14 protein-coding genes are annotated in these 16,179 nt (G+C 72.7%); 3 read left to right on the forward strand and 11 right to left on the reverse strand.

Features of this window, described 5'->3' with window-relative positions; genetic code table 11:
* Positions 1-94 precede the first annotated feature (94 nt).
* Positions 95-1,339: a cytochrome P450 gene (locus tag HW837_RS23455; RefSeq protein WP_045555554.1), complete on the forward strand. Its 1,245-nt coding sequence runs from the start codon at positions 95-97 to the stop codon at positions 1,337-1,339.
* A gap of 43 nt (positions 1,340-1,382) precedes the next feature.
* On the opposite strand, the gene HW837_RS23460 is transcribed toward HW837_RS23455, so the two are convergent.
* The 3 genes from HW837_RS23460 to HW837_RS23470 form a co-directional block, all read right to left on the reverse strand.
* Complete coding sequence (locus HW837_RS23460; protein ID WP_193382505.1) at positions 1,383-1,958, reverse strand: M15 family metallopeptidase; 576 nt, start codon at positions 1,956-1,958, stop codon at positions 1,383-1,385.
* 110 nt (positions 1,959-2,068) lie between these two features.
* Entirely contained in the window at positions 2,069-2,767 is a 699-nt protein-coding gene (locus HW837_RS23465) for a CHAP domain-containing protein (protein WP_045555552.1), read from the reverse strand.
* 149 nt (positions 2,768-2,916) lie between these two features.
* Positions 2,917-6,213: an AfsR/SARP family transcriptional regulator gene (locus HW837_RS23470; RefSeq protein WP_313895568.1), complete on the reverse strand. Its 3,297-nt coding sequence runs from the start codon at positions 6,211-6,213 to the stop codon at positions 2,917-2,919.
* 265 nt (positions 6,214-6,478) lie between these two features.
* Between HW837_RS23470 and HW837_RS23480 the strand changes: the two genes are divergently transcribed.
* Entirely contained in the window at positions 6,479-8,077 is a 1,599-nt protein-coding gene (locus HW837_RS23480; RefSeq protein ID WP_313895567.1) for an acyl-CoA synthetase, read from the forward strand.
* A 133-nt stretch (positions 8,078-8,210) separates the two neighbouring features.
* On the opposite strand, the gene HW837_RS23485 is transcribed toward HW837_RS23480, so the two are convergent.
* Both HW837_RS23485 and HW837_RS23490 read right to left on the reverse strand, forming a co-directional pair.
* Positions 8,211-9,266: a glycoside hydrolase family 5 protein gene (locus HW837_RS23485; protein WP_193382503.1), complete on the reverse strand. Its 1,056-nt coding sequence runs from the start codon at positions 9,264-9,266 to the stop codon at positions 8,211-8,213.
* 97 nt (positions 9,267-9,363) lie between these two features.
* On the reverse strand, positions 9,364-10,266 hold the full coding sequence (locus HW837_RS23490) for a UTP--glucose-1-phosphate uridylyltransferase (protein ID WP_045555549.1): 903 nt from the start codon (positions 10,264-10,266) through the stop codon (positions 9,364-9,366).
* A 208-nt stretch (positions 10,267-10,474) separates the two neighbouring features.
* On the opposite strand from HW837_RS23490, the gene HW837_RS23495 reads away from it, so the two are divergent.
* Positions 10,475-11,020 carry a GNAT family N-acetyltransferase gene (locus HW837_RS23495; protein ID WP_045555548.1) on the forward strand — a complete coding sequence of 182 codons (546 nt, stop codon included), beginning with the start codon at positions 10,475-10,477 and terminating at the stop codon, positions 11,018-11,020.
* Positions 11,021-11,037: 17 nt separating this feature from the next.
* On the opposite strand, the gene HW837_RS23500 is transcribed toward HW837_RS23495, so the two are convergent.
* The 6 genes from HW837_RS23500 to HW837_RS23525 all read right to left on the reverse strand — a co-directional run bounded on the left by HW837_RS23500 (position 11,038) and on the right by HW837_RS23525 (position 16,145).
* Positions 11,038-11,508: a group III truncated hemoglobin gene (locus tag HW837_RS23500; RefSeq protein WP_313895566.1), complete on the reverse strand. Its 471-nt coding sequence runs from the start codon at positions 11,506-11,508 to the stop codon at positions 11,038-11,040.
* A gap of 17 nt (positions 11,509-11,525) precedes the next feature.
* Complete coding sequence (locus tag HW837_RS23505) at positions 11,526-12,731, reverse strand: globin domain-containing protein (protein ID WP_193380222.1); 1,206 nt, start codon at positions 12,729-12,731, stop codon at positions 11,526-11,528.
* A 117-nt stretch (positions 12,732-12,848) separates the two neighbouring features.
* Positions 12,849-13,289 (reverse strand): RrF2 family transcriptional regulator, encoded by a 441-nt coding sequence (locus HW837_RS23510; RefSeq protein WP_045555545.1) that lies wholly within the window; start codon positions 13,287-13,289, stop codon positions 12,849-12,851.
* Between the two features lie 79 nt (positions 13,290-13,368).
* Positions 13,369-14,361, reverse strand: coding sequence for a BtrH N-terminal domain-containing protein (locus tag HW837_RS23515; protein WP_045555544.1), 993 nt, complete (start codon positions 14,359-14,361; stop codon positions 13,369-13,371).
* An 18-nt stretch (positions 14,362-14,379) separates the two neighbouring features.
* On the reverse strand, positions 14,380-15,366 hold the full coding sequence (locus HW837_RS23520) for a hypothetical protein (protein WP_237270334.1): 987 nt from the start codon (positions 15,364-15,366) through the stop codon (positions 14,380-14,382).
* Between the two features lie 77 nt (positions 15,367-15,443).
* Positions 15,444-16,145: a nucleoside deaminase gene (locus HW837_RS23525; RefSeq protein ID WP_237270308.1), complete on the reverse strand. Its 702-nt coding sequence runs from the start codon at positions 16,143-16,145 to the stop codon at positions 15,444-15,446.
* Positions 16,146-16,179 lie beyond the last annotated feature (34 nt).

Raw genomic sequence — 16,179 nt, forward strand, 5'->3', positions numbered from 1 at the left:
CCGATGGTGCGCGTTCCCGTACAGTCCGTGCTGTGCCCTTCGGGGGATCGATGGATCAGTGCATCAGGGCATCAGTGGATCAGGGGGAAGACAGATGGACACCGAAGCCGGTCCTGCGCTGATCGATCTGCTGACGCAGGCCCGTGAACGGCTCGGCGGGGTCGCGGCGTTCCGCCTCGGACCGAAGCCCACCGTCCTCGTCACCGACCCGCAGGCGGTCCGCGAGGTCCTCGTCGTGCGGCCGGAGCGCTACGTCAAACGCTCGCACCGCGCCCGCGTGCTGATCGGCGACGGTCTCCTGGCCGCCGACGGCGCGGCATGGAAGCGGCAACGCCGTATGTTGCAGTCCCAGTTCACCGGCACCGGGATGCGCCGCTACGAACAGCGGATCACCGCCGCCGCCCGCACCACCGCGGCCCGCTGGGACGCGTACGCCCGCACCGGTGAGACCTTCGACCTCGGCCAGGAGATGCGCCGCTTCGCCCTGGACACCATCTGGCGCTCCCTCACCGGCCACGCCCTCGACGACGAGACCGAGCGCGAACTGGCGGCCGTGGAGGCCGTGGGGGCCGCCCTGCCGGCCCTGCCCGCCGACGCCGACGAGGCCCGGGACGCCATCGCCGCCGAACTCGCCCGCATCGACGCGGTCGCCCGGCGCGCCATCGACGACGCGCGCGGCGGTGCGGCGGGTCCTCACGGTCCGGGACTGCTGCACGTGCTGACCGAGGCCTCCGTCGAGCACCCCGAGTACACCGACCGGCTGATCCGCGACGAGTTCGTCACCCTGCTGGCGGCCGGACACGAGACCACCGCCACCACCCTGACCTGGCTCCACCTGCTCCTCGACCGGCACCCGGAAGCCCGCGCACAGGCGCTCGCCGACGGCGACGAGGGCTCCGCGCAGCGCCGGCAGGCCGTCCAGGCCCTCGTCCACGAGACGCTCCGCTTCTACCCGTCCGCCTGGATCCTGGCCCGGCACGCCGCCGAGGACGACGTCCTCGGCGGTCACACCGTCGAGGCGGGCTCCGACCTCCTGGTCTGCCCCTACCTCACCCATCGCGATCCCGACCTGTGGCCCGACCCCGAACGCTTCGACCCCCGGCGCTTCACCTCCCCGGGCGGCCGCCCGACCCACCCGGGCGCCTACTTCCCCTTCGGCATCGGCCCCCGCGCCTGTCTCGGCCTCCAGTTCGCGCTGCGTGAGTCGACCGTCCTTCTCGAACACCTGCTGCCGGCCCACCTCCCGGTCTTCCACGCGGACCCCCCGAAGGCCGTCCACGGCATCACCGTCCGCCCCGACGGCCCCACACCCGTGAGCCTGAAACCGCCCAGGGACTGAGGAGACGCGCACCGGCCCGCCCCGGCGGCCTGCCCGCTCCGGCTCAGGCGCCGGCCGGGCCGTAGCGGGCCGCCGGCGCGCCGGTGTTCAGGGCCCAGTACCGGTCGCCGTAGGACCAGTGCCACCACTGTGCGGGGTGGTTGGTGAGACCGGCCGTGCTCAGGGCGGCGGACAGGGTACGGCGGTTGCGGCGGGCGGCGGCGGTGATGTTCACGGCGGCCGTGCGGCAGGCGCCGTCGCTCTCCTCGGGGCTCGCGTGCACCGCGGTGCCCAGGTCGAGTTCGTCACCCGCGGCCGAGCACAGGGTCACATCGACGGCGGCGCCCGTGACATGCGGGCCCAACTCGGCCGCGCACCGGTCGCCGTACCGCTGTTGCGGGGCGAGCGGGCGATAGCCCTCCGTGACCAGCAGGCACAGTCCCTCGGGCAGTAGCCGTGCGGCGCGGGCCAGCCGCCACGCGACCCCCTCGCGCAGCAGGGCATAGGACGCCGCCGGATCGGCGAGCCGGGCGTCGACCTGGAGGAAGGACAACTCCCGCATGTCCACCAGGGGTTCATGGGACTCGTGCACCGGGACACCGGCCACGCGGGGGTCGTTCATGAGAATGATCTCCGACATCTCGGTCCTGTGGGAGGTGGCGCGGCGCATCGAGACGCCCCCGGGGCCGGTCCGACGACCGGTCCCGGGGGCTCCCCCGTGGGTGCTTGGCTCTCGTGGCCCGACGCCGGTTACTTCTTGGGCGTCACGTAGCCGACGACGTCACCGGCCTTGGTGTTGTACCGGGTGCGCTGGTAGACGCCCTCGGTTCCGCCTTTGCCGTTCTTGGTGGTGTTCCCCTCGATGGTCGTCAGCGCCTTGGTCTTGGGGTTGTAGCCGATGACGATGCCGATGTGGTCGACGTCCCAGCCGTTGTTCCCGAGGCTCGGCGTGCCGCCGTCCCAGTCGTAGAGCACCGCGTCGCCGACCTTCGGGACGTAGGAGCCGCGGGCGTGCCAGGTGCCGATGGACTTGCGGGCCCGGTAGAAGGAACCGGCGAAGGCGTCGGTGCCCTTCTGCCGGGCGCCGGAGTTCTTCCAGACGTAGCGGACGAAGTCGGCGCACCAGTTGTTGGTGCGCCACTGCAGCCCGCCGACCTTCTTGCACCTGCCGACCGACCCGCTCTTCGGCGCGGTGGCGACAGCGCTGTAGTAGTTGCAGTTGCCGGACATCTCGCGGTTGCGCGGCGACAGCTTCACCTGCTGCTGGGCCTTGGCCTTGATGGTCGTCTGGAGCGAGGCCGCCGCGGCGGCGGAGGACGACCGCGGTGACGCCGTCGCGGCCGAGGCCGCCTCCGCGGTGAGCGCTCCGCCCGCGAGGGCCGAGATCAGCAATAGAGCGGCGGCGCGCCGTGCGGGCCTGGTGGTGCCGAACGTGGTGTTGCTGGACATCGGAAGTCCTTTCCCCGTGGTTTCCCCGTTGGCGCCGGGGGAGTCCGGGTGGCTCCCGTTCCCCTCCGACACCGAGAAGCTTCGCGGGGCCCTCTACAACTTCCCTTCAGGTCTTCTTGACGTCCTCGTGGGCCCATTTGAAGGCCCTTCTAGCTCTCCCGCGCGCCTCGCGCCTCCCGCGCCTCGTGCACCTCGTACGCGGTGAACACCTCCACGGCCTCCTCCCGCAGGGCGTCGGCCCCCTTCTCGTCGCCGAGGCGGTCCCGCAGCTCCGCGAGGGAACGCAGGGTACGGGCCCGGGGCAGCGGAAGCCGGAGGATGTCCCAGAGCGCGACGGACTCGGTGAGATGGGCCTCCGCCTCGGTCAACAGGCCCTCGGCCAAGGCACATTCACCGAGGGTGCGGCGGACGAGCGCCTCACCCCACCGGTCGCCGTACGCCCGGCACACGTCGAGCAGCCCGGCCAGGTCCGCCGCCGCCTCCCGGGTGCGCCCGAGCCGCAGACGCGCCTTCGCACGCGCCTGCGCGGCGTACGCGCTCATCAGCCGGTCGCCGAACCGCTGGAGGATCGCCAGGGCCCGGCCGGAGAGCTCCTCGGCCGCCTCGTACTCGCCGAGCGCGCGGTGCAGCAGCCCGTACGTCCGCAGCGCGAGCGCCTCGCCGCGCCGGCTGCCGAGACGGCGGTAGGCCGCCAGGGACTCGTCGACGAGGGCACGGGCGGCCGTGTACTCGCCGAGTTCGAGGTGGACCGACCCGGCGAGACGGCAGGCCAGACCGAGCCCGGCGGTGTCGTCGAGCCGTCTGAAGTCGTCGATGGCGCGGCTGAGTTCGCGTGCGGAGTCCCGCAGTCGGCCCTGTTCGCGGTAGGTGCCGCCCAGCCCTGCGAGGGCCGCCGCGTGCCCCCGGGTGTCGCCGAGCTCGGCGCACAACCGGACGGCCTGCCGGTAGTGGTCCACGGACTCGGTGAAGTCGTCCTGCTCGTAACGGAGTTGGCCGAGCCCGATGAGCAGCAGGGCCTCCCCGGCGCGGTCCTCCGCGCGACGTACGGCGGCCAGCGCGGCCTCATGGGTGCGCGACCAGGAGTCGAAGCGGTTGTTGACGATGTAGGCGGACGAGCAGAGGGTCACCGCGGCCTCGCGGGCGAGGGCGTGCAGGTCCATGGCGGCGGCCCGCTCGACGGCGGCTGCGATCGCCCCGGCCTCCGACGCGAACCACGCGGCCGGGTCGGCCAGCACCTGCTCGGCGGCCCGTTCGCCGACCGGCCACAGCGTGCTCGGGTCCTGGAGCACCACCTCCCCGGAGGGACCCGCGGCCGTCGCCCGTGCGGTGAGCCACAGCCAGGCGCCCAGCGCACGCCCGAGAGCGTCGGCCCGCTCGCTGCGCGGCTCCTCCGCCTCGGCCCGCTCGGCCGCGTACACCCGCACCAGGTCGTGCAGCCCGAAACGCGACTGCCCGGCCCGGTCGACACCCGTGAAGTGCAGCAACTGCGCGTCGATGAGCCGGTCCACGACGTTCTCGGCGTCCTCGGCGTCCGGCAGGTCCAGCAGCGCGGCCACCGTCCAGGCGGCCACGTCGGGCGCGCCGAGCAGACCGAGTCGGCGCAGGGCGGTACGGCCGAGGGGATCGAGCGCGTCATAGCTGAGCCCGAGGCCGGTGCGCACCTCCAGGTCGCCGACGGTGAGTTCGTCGAGGCGGCGGCGCTCGTCGGCGAGCCGGTCGGCGAGCATACGAGGCGTCCAGTGGCGGCGGGTGGCGAGGCGGGCCCCGGCGATGCGCAGGGCCAGGGGCAGTCCGCCGCAGAGGGCGACGATCCGGCGTGCCGCGTCGGGATCGCTGCGGACGTTATCGATCCCGGCGATCCTGGCGAGCAGCTCGCAGCCCAACTCGTCGTCCAGCACGTCGAGTCCGGTACGGGCCGCGCCGTCGAGGCCCGCCAGCCGGGCGCGGGAGGTGATCAGCACACCACAGCTCGCACTGCCGGGCAGCAGGGGGCGCACCTGCGCCTCGCTGCCCGCGTCGTCGAGGACCAGCAGCACCCGCCGGCGGGCGAGCAGACTGCGGAACAGGTCCCCACGTTCGGCCGGGCCCTCGGGCGGCTCCGTGCCCAGCGCGCGCAGCAGCCGGGCCAGCACCTCGGCGGGCGGCACCGGATCGCTGAAGCCGTGCAGCTCGGCGTAGAGCTGGCCGTCGGGATAGTCGGCGGCGACCCGGTGCGCGACCTGGACGGCGAACGCGGACTTCCCGACGCCACCGGGCCCGGAGACGACCGCGACCGGCATCGCCTCCCGTGGCCCGGTCAACAGGGCCGACACGTCGTCGAGTTGCCCCTCCCGGCCGGTGAAGTCACCGATGGCGGGCGGCAGGAGGGCGGCACGCACGAGAGGACCGGACCGGGCCGGAGCCGGCCCGACGGGGAAGCCGGCCTCACCGACGGGCCCCTCGGAAGCGGAGCGGGTCCGCGAGCCGTCCGCGCGAAGAGCGGGATCGGGACGGTGGGCGCCGTCGGTGCCCTGGGCCGACCCGGGGCGGTCGAGGGAAGCCCTTCCGTCGCGATCGGCGGACTCGGTGGGTCGTGCGGAGTCCCGGCCGCCCGCCGAACGCGGCCGGCCTGTGGGTTCCTCCCCGTCGGGGCGAGCCAGGTGGGGCGATTCGTCCGTCCGGTGGGGCCGGCCCTGCGCCGGGGCGGCGGGCGGCATCAGTCCCGGGTCGGACCGCAGGATCGCCTCGTGCAACCGGCGTAACCCCGGGCCCGGGTCGATGCCCAGTTCGTCGGCGAGCACGGCGCGTCCCTCCGCGTACGCGGCGAGCGCGTCGGCCTGCCGGCCCAGCCGGTAGAGCGTGAGCATCAGATGCCCGCGCAGTCGTTCGCGCGTGGGGTGTGTGCCGACCAGCGCCGTCAGCTCGGCGATCAGGTGCTGTTCGCGGCCGGGGGAGGCGAGGTCGGCGGATATCCGGTCCTCCAGGGCGGCCTGCCGCGCCTCCTCCAACCGCTCGGCCTCGACCCGTAACGCTCGCCCCACTCCGCCGAGCGCCGACCCACGCCACAACTCCAGTGCCTGGCCCAGGAGTTCGGAGGCGCCCGGATGATCGCCGGTGGCCGCCCGGTCGCGTCCCGCCGCCGTGAGCCGCTCGAAGTCCCGCAGGTCGAGCCGGTCCCGGTCACCGTCCACCCGCAGCAGATAGCCGGGCGGGCGGGTCTCGATCCCCTCGGCTGCGGCCGGCAGCGCGCGCCGCAGTCCGGAGACGTACGTCTGGACGAGGGCGCGTGCGGAGTCCGGCGGCTCGTCGCCCCAGACCGTGTCGATCAGTGCTCCGGCGGAGACCACCCGCCCCGGCCGCAGCAGCAACGCGGCCAGCAGCGCGCGGGGTTTCGGCCCGCCGAGCGGGATGCGGCGGCCGCCGGTCCAGACCTCGACCGGGCCGAGCAGTCGGTACTCAAGGCTCACGTCGCCCCCGTTTCCGCAGCATTGCGCGTGCATGCCAAGTGTCGGCAGGCTCGGCATCGTACGCATCCGGTATGTGGCGGGTCACGGACGACATGCGAGCCTCTTCCAGACCTGTTGCCATTCCGTCGCCTCCCCGCGGGCTCGTCCGACACCTCGGCAAGGGCCCTGATGCGCGAATTCGGCACGGACTCGCCTCCGGTTCCGGCCCGTGGCCCCGGTGGACGGCGTAGCGTGCGGCGGGCCGACGCCTGACGAGGAGCCGCTCGTGACCACCCCTGAAGCGACGACACCGCACCCCCGCAACTCGGGCCTGCGGGTCGACCTCAACCCGGCCGCCGCCGTCGCGCGCAACGCCCGCGACCAGGGCGCCTCCGTCGTCATCCGCTATCCCGGCGGTGACCTCACCTACGCCGAACTCGACGACCGGGCCGCCCGCCTGGCCACCGTCCTGGCCCGCGGCGGGGTCGGCGACGGGGACCGGGTCGCCCATTTCGGCCCCAACAGCAGTTCCTTCCTGGTCGTCCTGCTGGCCGCCCACCGGCTGGGGGCCGTCTTCGTCCCGGTCAACTTCCGTCTGGAGGCGGCCGAGTTGGAGGCCGTCCTCGTGCGCAGCGGCGCCACCGCCCTCGTCTGCGAGGAGGGTCACCGGGCCGGCGTCGACGAGATCCGTGACCGGACCGCTCTCACCCGGTTCCTCCTGGTGGACGACGACCCCGAGGCGCCGACCGGGGGCGCGGCGGGCTGGGAGCCCTGGGCGCCCCTCCTCGCGGACGCCCCGCCCACGGCCTCCGTGGTCGCGAAGACCGCCGACGACCCGGCGATCCTGATGTTCACCTCGGGCACCACCGGAACGCCCAAGGGCGTCCTCCTGACCCACGGGAACGTCTGGTGGAACGGGGTGAACGTGGATCTCCGGCTCGACACCCGCCGCGGCGACGTCACCTATGCAGCGGCCCCGCTGTTCCACATCGGCACCCTGAACAGCTTCGTGCTCCGGACCCTGGTGCGCGGGGGCACGGTGGTCGTCAGCCGGGGGTTCGACCCGGGCCGGTGCCTCGACGACCTGGTCACCCACCGGGTCAACTCCATGTTCGGGGTCCCCCAGATGTTCGCCGCCATGGCGAGAGAACCCGGGATGTTCGACCGGGACCTGAGCCGACTGCGGTCCATCGTGGTCGCGGGCGCGCCGGTGCCGCCCTCGCTCATCGAGCTCTACGCCCGGCACGGCGTCCTGCTCCAGCAGGCCTGGGGCCTGACCGAGACCGCGCCGTTCGCCACGCATCTGCCGGTGGAGCGCACCCTGGAGAAGATCGGCTCAGCGGGCATCGCCATGCCGTTCACCGAGGTCCGGGTCGTCGACGTGGTCACCAACGCCCCGTTGGGCCCGGGGGAACCGGGCGAGGTCGTCGTACGCGGCCCCAACGTCACCGCCGGCTACTGGAACGACCCCGGCGCCACCCGCGCCGCCTTCGACGACGAGGGCTGGTTCCACTCGGGCGATGTCGGCCATCTGGACGAGGACGGCTGTCTCCACATCGTCGACCGGCTCAAGGACATGATCATCAGCGGCGGCGAGAACGTCTACCCCGCCGAGGTCGAGCGGGTCCTCGCCGCCATGCCGGGTGTCGTGGACGTCGCCGTCGTCGGCATCCCCGACGAGGAGTGGGGCGAGACCGTGCAGGCCGTCATGAGCCTGGACGGCACGTCGGAGATCACCCTGGAGGCCGTCCACGCCTACGCCGCGGGCCGGCTGGCCCGGTACAAGCTGCCCACGCGCCTGACCGTCGTACCGGCCGTCCCGAGGAACGCCTCCGGAAAGCTGGACAAGGCCGGCGTCCGCCGCCTGGTGAAGGAGGCGGACTGAGGACCCGACGTGCGTCGTCCGGTCGTCCTTCTCACGCCGACACGACGGGAGCCGCCGGGGCCGGTGCGCGGCGCCCGGTGCGCGGCGGGCGCGGGGACCGGTGCGCGGCTCCCGTCGTGGTGCCGGTCGACGGTCAGAAGTCGTCCGGTGTCCTGACGCGCTCGCGGATCCAGACGCCCGCGGGCTTGAGGGAGGACGTGCCGGACCACGGGCCGTCGCCGGCGCAGGTGCCCTGCTTGAAGACGGCACCGCTGCGGTGGTCGTCGGAGAAGTTCCAGTTGACCCAGCTGATCTTCTTGGCGGCCAGGAGATCGAGGTAGCGCTGCGACATGGCGAAGTCGTTCGCGCCCTCACCCGCGTAGTTCTGGGTGCCGAACTCGGTGACGAAGACGGGTATCCGGTCGGCCGCGCGGGAGAGGGTCCGCAGGTACTCGTCCCGGTGCGAGTACGCGTAGAAGTGGAACGTGTACATGATGTTGGCCGCCCTCACCGGGTCGGCGACGATCTCGGACTCGTCCGCCCCGTCCGACACGCCGAGCGAGGACCAGGCGCGGGTGCCGACCAGGATCGGGGTGTCCGGGTCCTTGGCCCGGATGACGGGGATGAGCTGCTCGGCGTAGCTCTTCACGCGGGACCAGCTCACGCCGCTCGGCTCGTTCGCGATCTCGTACAGCAGGTTGTTCTTGTCGCGGTGGCGCTGGGCGATCTCGGAGAAGAAGGTCTTGGCACGGGCGAGGTTGTGGTGCGGGTCGCCCGGGTCGAGCATGTGCCAGTCGACGATGGCGTACATGCCACGGGCGGTGGCCTGCTCGATGGCCGAGTGGACCAGGTCGGTGAAGCGGCGCGGATCGGTCTCGTAGCCGTCCTCCTGGATGTACATGGAGATGCGCAGGACGTCCGCTCGCCAGTCGGTGGCGAGGGCGTCGAGCGAGCCGCCGGTGACGCACCGGCTGTACCACTGGAGCCCGTGCGTGCTCATCCCACGGAGCTGGATCGTTCTTCCTCGCTGGGTGCAGAGCTTGGTGCCGCACACCTTGAGCTGTCCGTTGGCGGCGACAGGGGTCGTGGCGGACGGGGCCGCGGGAGGGGTGGGGGGCGTGGTGGGGGCGGACTGTGCGGTCGCGGGGGTGAGGACGAGGCCGAGGAGCAGCAGCGCGGCGACGAGCAGAACGGATCGTGCCGGTCTCATGGGGGACTCCTGCCAACTGGTAGGAAACTTTCCTAACAGAAAGGGAATTAGCAGTTGGTCCGGACCTTTGCAAGAGGTGCGACAGCCCGCCGCCCCGTCAGCCCTCGGGTGCGTCCAGGCCGTTCACCAGGCCGCGCAGGACGGGGCCGTACTGCGGGTGGGCGAGGGCGAAGGCCATCTGGGCGACCAGGTAGTCGGCCGGGTTGCCGGTGTCGTACCAGCGGCCCTTGATGACCTGCCCGTACACCGCGCGGGTCGCGGCGTAGGCGTTGATGGCGTCGGTCAGATAGACCTCGCCCGTCCGGTGCTCGTACCAGCGGCGGGTCTGCTCGCGCAGCTCGTCGATGATGCCGGGGGTGACGACATAGCCGCCGATGGCCGCGTACGCCGAGGGCGCGGCCGCGGGCTCGGGCTTCTCCACCAGGCCGGTGATGCGCAGCTGGCCGTCGCCGAGGTCCTCCTTGACGATGGGCACGCCGTAGCGCTGGGACTCGGTGGGGTCCATCGGGAGGAGGGCCAGCACCGGGCAGCCGGTCTGTTCGTAGGCGCGGATCAGCTGCTGGGCGCGGGGGACCTCGGCCACGAAGACGTCGTCGGGCCAGAGCACCAGCACCGGCTCGTCGCCGAAGGCGCGGGCGGCGTTCAGCACCGGGGTGCCGTTGCCGTACGGGCCGTACTGGTCGAGATAGGTGATGTGGCCCTGCCGGGCCAGCTCCGCGACCTCCTCGACCGCGTCCGCGTAGGCCGTCTTGCCGTCCTCGCGGAGCTGCTCGACCAGGGCGGGGTTGGGCCGGAAGTGGTCCTGGATGAGGCTCTTCCCGCCGGAGACGACGATGGTGATGTCGGTGATGCCCGAGTCCACCAGCTCCCGCACGGTGTGCTCGACGACCGGCTTGTCGCCGACCGGCAGCATCTCCTTCGGAATCGCCTTGGTGAGGGGCAGCAGACGGGAACCGAGGCCGGCGGCGGGGATGACAGCCCTGCGAATCGTCGGGGACATCTCGTCTCTCTTGGTCGAGCGGCACACCGGACCGGTTGGCACGGCGACCCGGGCCCACACCGTCGAGCGGCCCGTCGAAAGCCTACCCAGCCGGGCGCGCACCCGTGCGCCGGGCCGGTGCCCACGGCCGGCCCGCCGCTCCGCCCGCCGACCTCGGTGATCGTTTATTCGATTGCCGACGGTCCGTTCGGGCGTATAGGAAACTCGCATGCTGAGAGGTGCCAAGGTCGGGCTGAGGGCCCGGCACGAGGAAGACATTCCGATTCTGCGGGCCGAGCTCTACAACGACGTGGTCAACGCCTCGCGGGCCGAGGGCGGGCCGTGGCGTCCGATGGGCCCGGCCTCGAAGGACGCGCGGCTCCTGGTGGACGACACGGCGCAGGACCGCGTCCCGTTCTCCGTGGTGGAGTCGGAGGGCGGGACGCTGGTCGGTACCGCAGCGCTCTGGGGCATCGACACCCACAACCGGATCGCGCACATCGGGCTGGGGCTGCTGCCCGCCTCCCGCGGCAAGGGCTACGGCACGGACGTCGTCGCGGTGCTGTGCCACTACGGCTTCGTCGTGCGCGGCCTGCACCGGCTGCAGATCGAGACGCTGGCGGACAACGCCGCGATGCTGGGCGCCGCCGAGCGCAACGGCTTCGTCCGCGAGGGTGTGCTGCGCGCCAATGCCTGGGTGATGGGCGAGTACCTGGACGAGGTGGTGCTGGGACTCCTCGCCCAGGAGTGGAAGCCGGACACGAAGGGCCGGTGACCGCCCCGGGCGCGGGCTCAGCCGGCCCGGCCCGGCCGATGCGCCCCGGCCGGCGGCTCGATGGTGACGAGGACGGGCCCGGGGGCCGGGCGCGATGGGCCGTCGCCCGCGGTGTTGTGCAGCAGGGCCCGCGCCACGGCCTGCGCCTTGGCGATCGCGCGCTCGGACACCGGTCCCGCGTGCCGTCGCCGTACCACCGCCGACCACAGCTCCAGCCAGCGGTCGAAGTGCTCGGCGCGCAGCGGGCTCTCGGCGTGCAGGGCGCGGTGCGCGCGGAGGGCGTTGCGGCGGTAGACGCCCGGCGAGAGCAGGGCGCTCTCCCAGAAGTCGGCCATCACGGGCAGATGGGCGGCCAGGTCGACACGTGCCACCTCCGTGAAGAACCGGCCGATGAGGGGGTCGCCGAGGACCTCGTCGTAGAACGCGCCGACCAGCCGCTCCACGTCCCCGCGGCCGCGGATGTCAGGGAGGTCTCGCGTCCGGCTCACGAGGTCTCGCGTCCCGCTCACCTGACGAGCCAGAGGTCGGGGCCGAACACCTCGTAGTGGACGGCGGCCGGACGCAGCCCCTTGGCCAGCAACTCGCCCCGCACCGCGCGCATGAAGGGCAGCGGCCCGCAGAGGTAGGCGGCGGTGTCGGGGCCGGGGGTGAGGTGGTCCAGCGCGGCGAGTCCGGTGAAGACGTTGGTGCCGGGGGAGCGATGGGCGTCGTGCTCGTACCACAGGTGCAGTTCGGCATGGGGCAGCCGGCTGACGAGGTCCGCCTGCTCGTCGCGGTGCACATGGTCGAGCGGGGAGCGGTCGGCGTGCACGACGGTGACGGGGCGCGTGGAGGAGGTGAGGGCGAGATGGTCGAGCATCGACAGCATCGGGGTGATGCCGATGCCGGCGGAGGCGAGCAGCAGCGGGGTGTCGCCCTCCGGCAGCACGAGGTCACCGGCGGGCAGTGAGACGTCCAGGACGTCGCCCACCTCGGCATGGGCGTGCAGCCAGGACGAGACCTCGCCGTCGGGCACGGTCCCGTCGGCGGACCTCTCGCGCTTGACCGTGATGCGCCAGGTCTTGTGGTCGGGCGCCGTGGACAGGCTGTACTGGCGGATCTGCCGGGCCCCGTCGGGAAGTTCCACACGGACACTGACGTACTGGCCGGGGCCGAACGCGGGCGTCGGGCGTCCGTCCGGCCTGCGCAGGATCAGGGCCACCGCGTCGGCGGACTCCTGGCGGCGCTCGGCGATCTCCAAGGGCCGCCACACCTCACCGTCCGCCACGCCGGCCTCGGTGTACAGGCGGGCCTCCAGGGCGATCAGGGCGTTGGCCATCAGCCAGTAGACCTCGTCCCACGCGGCACCGACCTCGGGGGTGACCGCGTCACCGAGAACCTCGCCGACCGCCGCGAGCAGGTGGCGTCCCACCAGCGGGTACTGGTCCGCGGTGACACCGAGGGAGACGTGCTTGTGGGCGATGCGCGCGAGGACGGCGTCCGGGCGCTCGTCGGGCCGCTCGACCAGGAGGGTGGCGAAGGCCGCCACCGCGCCGGCCAGGGCCTCGCGCTGGGCGCCCGACGCCTGGTGGGAGCGGTTGAACAGATGCCGCAGCAGCTCCGGACGTTCCTCGAACAGCCGCCGGTAGAACACGTCCGTGATCGTGGTCAGCGAGGCTCCCACCACGGGAAGCGTCGCGCGTACGACGGGGGCCGACTGCGCGGAAAGCATCAGACACACTCCTGTGCGATGGATGTCGTCGACGGTGGATCCGTCGAATTGGTATGCGAGATTCGTATTTTTGGTCGTGGAGACCGGTGGCGGTCGCCGTCCGGCACCGCGTACCGGTCAGCCCGGGGGAGCGCCGAGGGCCAACAGGACCGGTCCCGTCGGTGACGCCACCAGATCGGCCACGGTCACGCCGTTCAGCGAGGAGTAGAAGGCGTCCTGTGCCTGTCGCAGTGCTCGTCGCAGTCGGCAGGCGCCCGCGAGGGGGCACGGGGTGTCGCCCTCGCACACCACGGCTTCCCGGTCGCCCTCCAACGTCCTGACCAGATCGCCCACTTGAGTGCTGCGCCCCGCGTCGGTGAGCGTCAGCCCGCCGTTGCGGCCGCGCCGCGCCTCGATCACCCCCAGGTGCTGCAACTGTGCGATGGCCTTCGCCATGTGCGTGTAGGGGACGGTCATGGAGTCGGCGATCTGTCGCGTCGTCAGCAACTCCTCGCCGTCCACGACGGCCAGGCGCATCACTGCCCGAAGTGCGAGATCCGTGTATCTGGTCAGCCTCACGGCAGTAGCCTAGCAATGTTGCATCTGAGATTCGCATTTAGGGGAGCGTCGATCGAGTGGCGTACGTCTCGTCGGCCGACTACGCCTCCAGGCGGCTCAGTTCCCCCATGGCCTCGCGCTCGACGCGCGCGAGATCTCCGAGCATCGTGCCCGCCCGCCGCAGACACTCCTCCTCGCCCGACGTACCGGCCCGCTCGATCAGCGCCGCCACCTCCGTCCAGAGGCCGGCCGCCTCGGCGTACAGCGCGTGACCCGCGCGCAGCCGGTCGCTGTCGAGCAGTTCGGCGCACTCGGCGAGGAAGTCGCGGTACAGATTGCGGAAGAGGGCGCCGCCGGTGCCGGCCTTCTCCATCAGGAGCGCGGCCTGCGGCAGATCCCGTCGCGGATCGTCGGTGCGCCGGAGCCACGTCGGTACGAGCTTGCCGGCCTTCTCGATGCCCCGGTGCCCCAGATTGGCGATGGGCGGGCGGAGGAAGGCGTCGGCGCAGGCGGTGACGGCCGCGACGATCCGGTCCGCCGGGGCGGGTACGCCGCCCGGGGGCGCGGTGAGGGTGAACGAGCGGTGCCGGGCGCTCATCGGGCCCCGCGCGGCCCGGGCCTCGGCGAGGCTCGTCAGGCTGGTGGACACCGCTCCGCCCTGCTGGTCGGTGTCCACCAGGTGGGCGTCGCGGTCGTCGTAGCCGTACAGGGCGACCACATGGCCGCCGAAGCGCACCTTCGAGGAGAAGTACTCCAGGTGGTAGCTGTCGAGTTGGAGTCCGACCGGATGGCCGGCGTCGAGGGGAGCCCGCGCGTTTTCCCACGCCCTGCGGGGCGAGGCGGTCTCCTTGACCACCAGCTCCAGATCGAGGCGGGCGGCCAGGTTCCTGGTGAGTTCGAACGGCTTGACCCGCCCGCCTAGGAACGGGAAGTCCATGTTCCTGCTGTCCCAGTAGATGAAGGACAGCCCGGAGCCGAGGCCGAAGAGCATGGGCTCGGACAGATCGAGCCCTTGGTGGCGCAGCAGCACCCCCAGGGTCGTCGTCTCGCAGTGGTGCGTACCGCGAGCGTCGATGCCTTCCACTGTCGTCATACGGGCCATCCAACCCGTTCACTGACGGGTACGTCCTGACAACCGCTCCACCTCGGAAGCGGCGTCGCGGGCCGCCTGCTCGGCCCGGGAGACGGCCTCGGCGGCCTCCGCGCACTGTTTCTCCGCCGCACGCTGCTGCCGCTCCGCCCGCCGGAGGTCCTCGCGCGCCTGCCGCACCCGCCGGTCGGCGGCCCGAGCCGCCTCGCGCGCCCGCCCGAGGCGCTCTCGCCTCTCCCGCGCCAGCCGCTTCTCCTTCTCCTTCGCGAGCCGTTCCTGCTTCTCCTTCGCGAGCCGCTGCTGTTTCTCCTTCGCCAGTCGGTCCCGCTTCTCCTCGGCGAGGCGCTCCTGCTTCCGGCGGCGCTGTTCGGCGACCTCGTCCTGTGCGCGCTTGCGCGTCGCGGGAGCTGACTCGGGCGCCGCTCCGACTGACTCCCGGGGGTGATCCGGCCGCACGGCCGTGAGGCCGGGAAAATCCGCCGGTGGCGTGAGGGCGCTCTGCAGGCGGCCGGTGGCCCATCGGTCGGCCGCGTCCTGGTCGGCGAGCACGGCCCGCAGGGTCGACTCGACCTCGCGCAGCACCGGGTCCGACAGCCGATGCCCGGCCCCGACGGCCAGTTCGGCGGTCTGCCGGGACATCGCGGCGACGACGCTTCTGCGCTGCTCGGACAGCTCCTTGATCCCGTCGGCGTCCAGACTCCCGTACGCCTCGCGCAGGGCGCGCCCGAGGTCCAGGAACGCCCGGCTCTCCTCCGGCCGGGACCGCAGCAGCAGGTTCGCGGCCCAGGCCGCGAGCGAGGGGCGGCGGGCGGCACGGATCCGCCGGGCGTCCGCCGCGCGTCCGGCCGCCTTCGCCTCGCTGGCCAGGCCCTCGCGGCGCGAGACGAACGCGGGCGGCGGGGTGACATACAGCTCGTCCAGCGCCGCTTCCACGACCTCACCGGAATCGCCGGTCTCGCCGGCCTTGCCGGTGCCGCCGTCCCCGTCTCGTCCGCTGTCCCGCCGCATGATCATCAGGTTCGCCCGGGCCGGGCCGCGGCGCACCTCGGGCCGTGCGGGCACCTCGGGCGCGTAAGCGGATCGGATCAGACTGGCTGGGGGCTGCCCGTACCGCGCCGTGAGGTGTCTTCGCCCCCGGCGTCCGTGCCTTGTCGCAGGCGGCGGGCCTCCAGGAAGAGGCGGTTGGTCCGGTCGGACAGGACGCCGCCGAGGAGCAGCTCGGGGGTGTAGAAGGAGCGGGCGGCGGCGGCCACCTGCCGTGCGGTCAGATCGATCTGGATGACGTCGGTGCGGCGGATCTCGTCGATCGAGCTCGCCCAGACCACACGCCGCACATCCGCCCACGCCAGCGCGCTCATGCACATCGAGCAGGGCTCACCCGTCGTGTAGAGGGTGGTCCCGGCCCAGCCCTGGTTGCCGTGCCGCCGTACGTAGTCGTTCATGGCGACGACCTCGCCGTGCAGCAGCGGGCTGTCCGCCCCTTCGTTGACCCCGCTCCCCAGGACCTCACCGGTACGGCTGCCGACGATCACGGCGCCGAACGGCCACTCGGGGTTCCGCCGCGCCTGCTCGATGGCCAGGCTCATGAACCGCTCGTGCTCGGTGCGGGCGATGAGGTCGACTGGACCGACCGGATCGACCGGGTTGATAGGAACGGCCGGGTTGACCGGATCGGTCGGCCGGGCGTGGCTCTCCTGGAGCGCAGGCCGGGGGAGGGCGAGAGGCGCCGCCGCTCCCGTCACCACGGCTCCCCACCTGCCGAGAAACTGCCGCCTGCCCGCATCCATAGATCTCTCCTCGCATCGCCGTCGACGACTCCGG

The organism is Streptomyces caniscabiei (assembly GCF_014930365.1).
GTDB classification, from domain to species: Bacteria; Actinomycetota; Actinomycetes; order Streptomycetales; family Streptomycetaceae; genus Streptomyces; species Streptomyces caniscabiei.

What these genes read in the sequence shown, in the direction of transcription:
- HW837_RS23520 (WP_237270334.1), bottom strand. Translation starts at nt 15,366, where the DNA reads ATGCGGCGGGACAGCGGACGAGACGGGGACGGCGGCACCGGCAAGGCC.
- HW837_RS23525 (WP_237270308.1), bottom strand. Translation starts at nt 16,145, where the DNA reads ATGGATGCGGGCAGGCGGCAGTTTCTCGGCAGGTGGGGAGCCGTGGTG.
- HW837_RS23495 (WP_045555548.1), top strand. Translation starts at nt 10,475, where the DNA reads ATGCTGAGAGGTGCCAAGGTCGGGCTGAGGGCCCGGCACGAGGAAGAC.
- HW837_RS23460 (WP_193382505.1), bottom strand. Translation starts at nt 1,958, where the DNA reads ATGTCGGAGATCATTCTCATGAACGACCCCCGCGTGGCCGGTGTCCCG.
- HW837_RS23465 (WP_045555552.1), bottom strand. Translation starts at nt 2,767, where the DNA reads ATGTCCAGCAACACCACGTTCGGCACCACCAGGCCCGCACGGCGCGCC.
- HW837_RS23455 (WP_045555554.1), top strand. Translation starts at nt 95, where the DNA reads ATGGACACCGAAGCCGGTCCTGCGCTGATCGATCTGCTGACGCAGGCC.
- HW837_RS23490 (WP_045555549.1), bottom strand. Translation starts at nt 10,266, where the DNA reads ATGTCCCCGACGATTCGCAGGGCTGTCATCCCCGCCGCCGGCCTCGGT.
- HW837_RS23485 (WP_193382503.1), bottom strand. Translation starts at nt 9,266, where the DNA reads ATGAGACCGGCACGATCCGTTCTGCTCGTCGCCGCGCTGCTGCTCCTC.
- HW837_RS23505 (WP_193380222.1), bottom strand. Translation starts at nt 12,731, where the DNA reads ATGCTTTCCGCGCAGTCGGCCCCCGTCGTACGCGCGACGCTTCCCGTG.
- HW837_RS23515 (WP_045555544.1), bottom strand. Translation starts at nt 14,361, where the DNA reads ATGACGACAGTGGAAGGCATCGACGCTCGCGGTACGCACCACTGCGAG.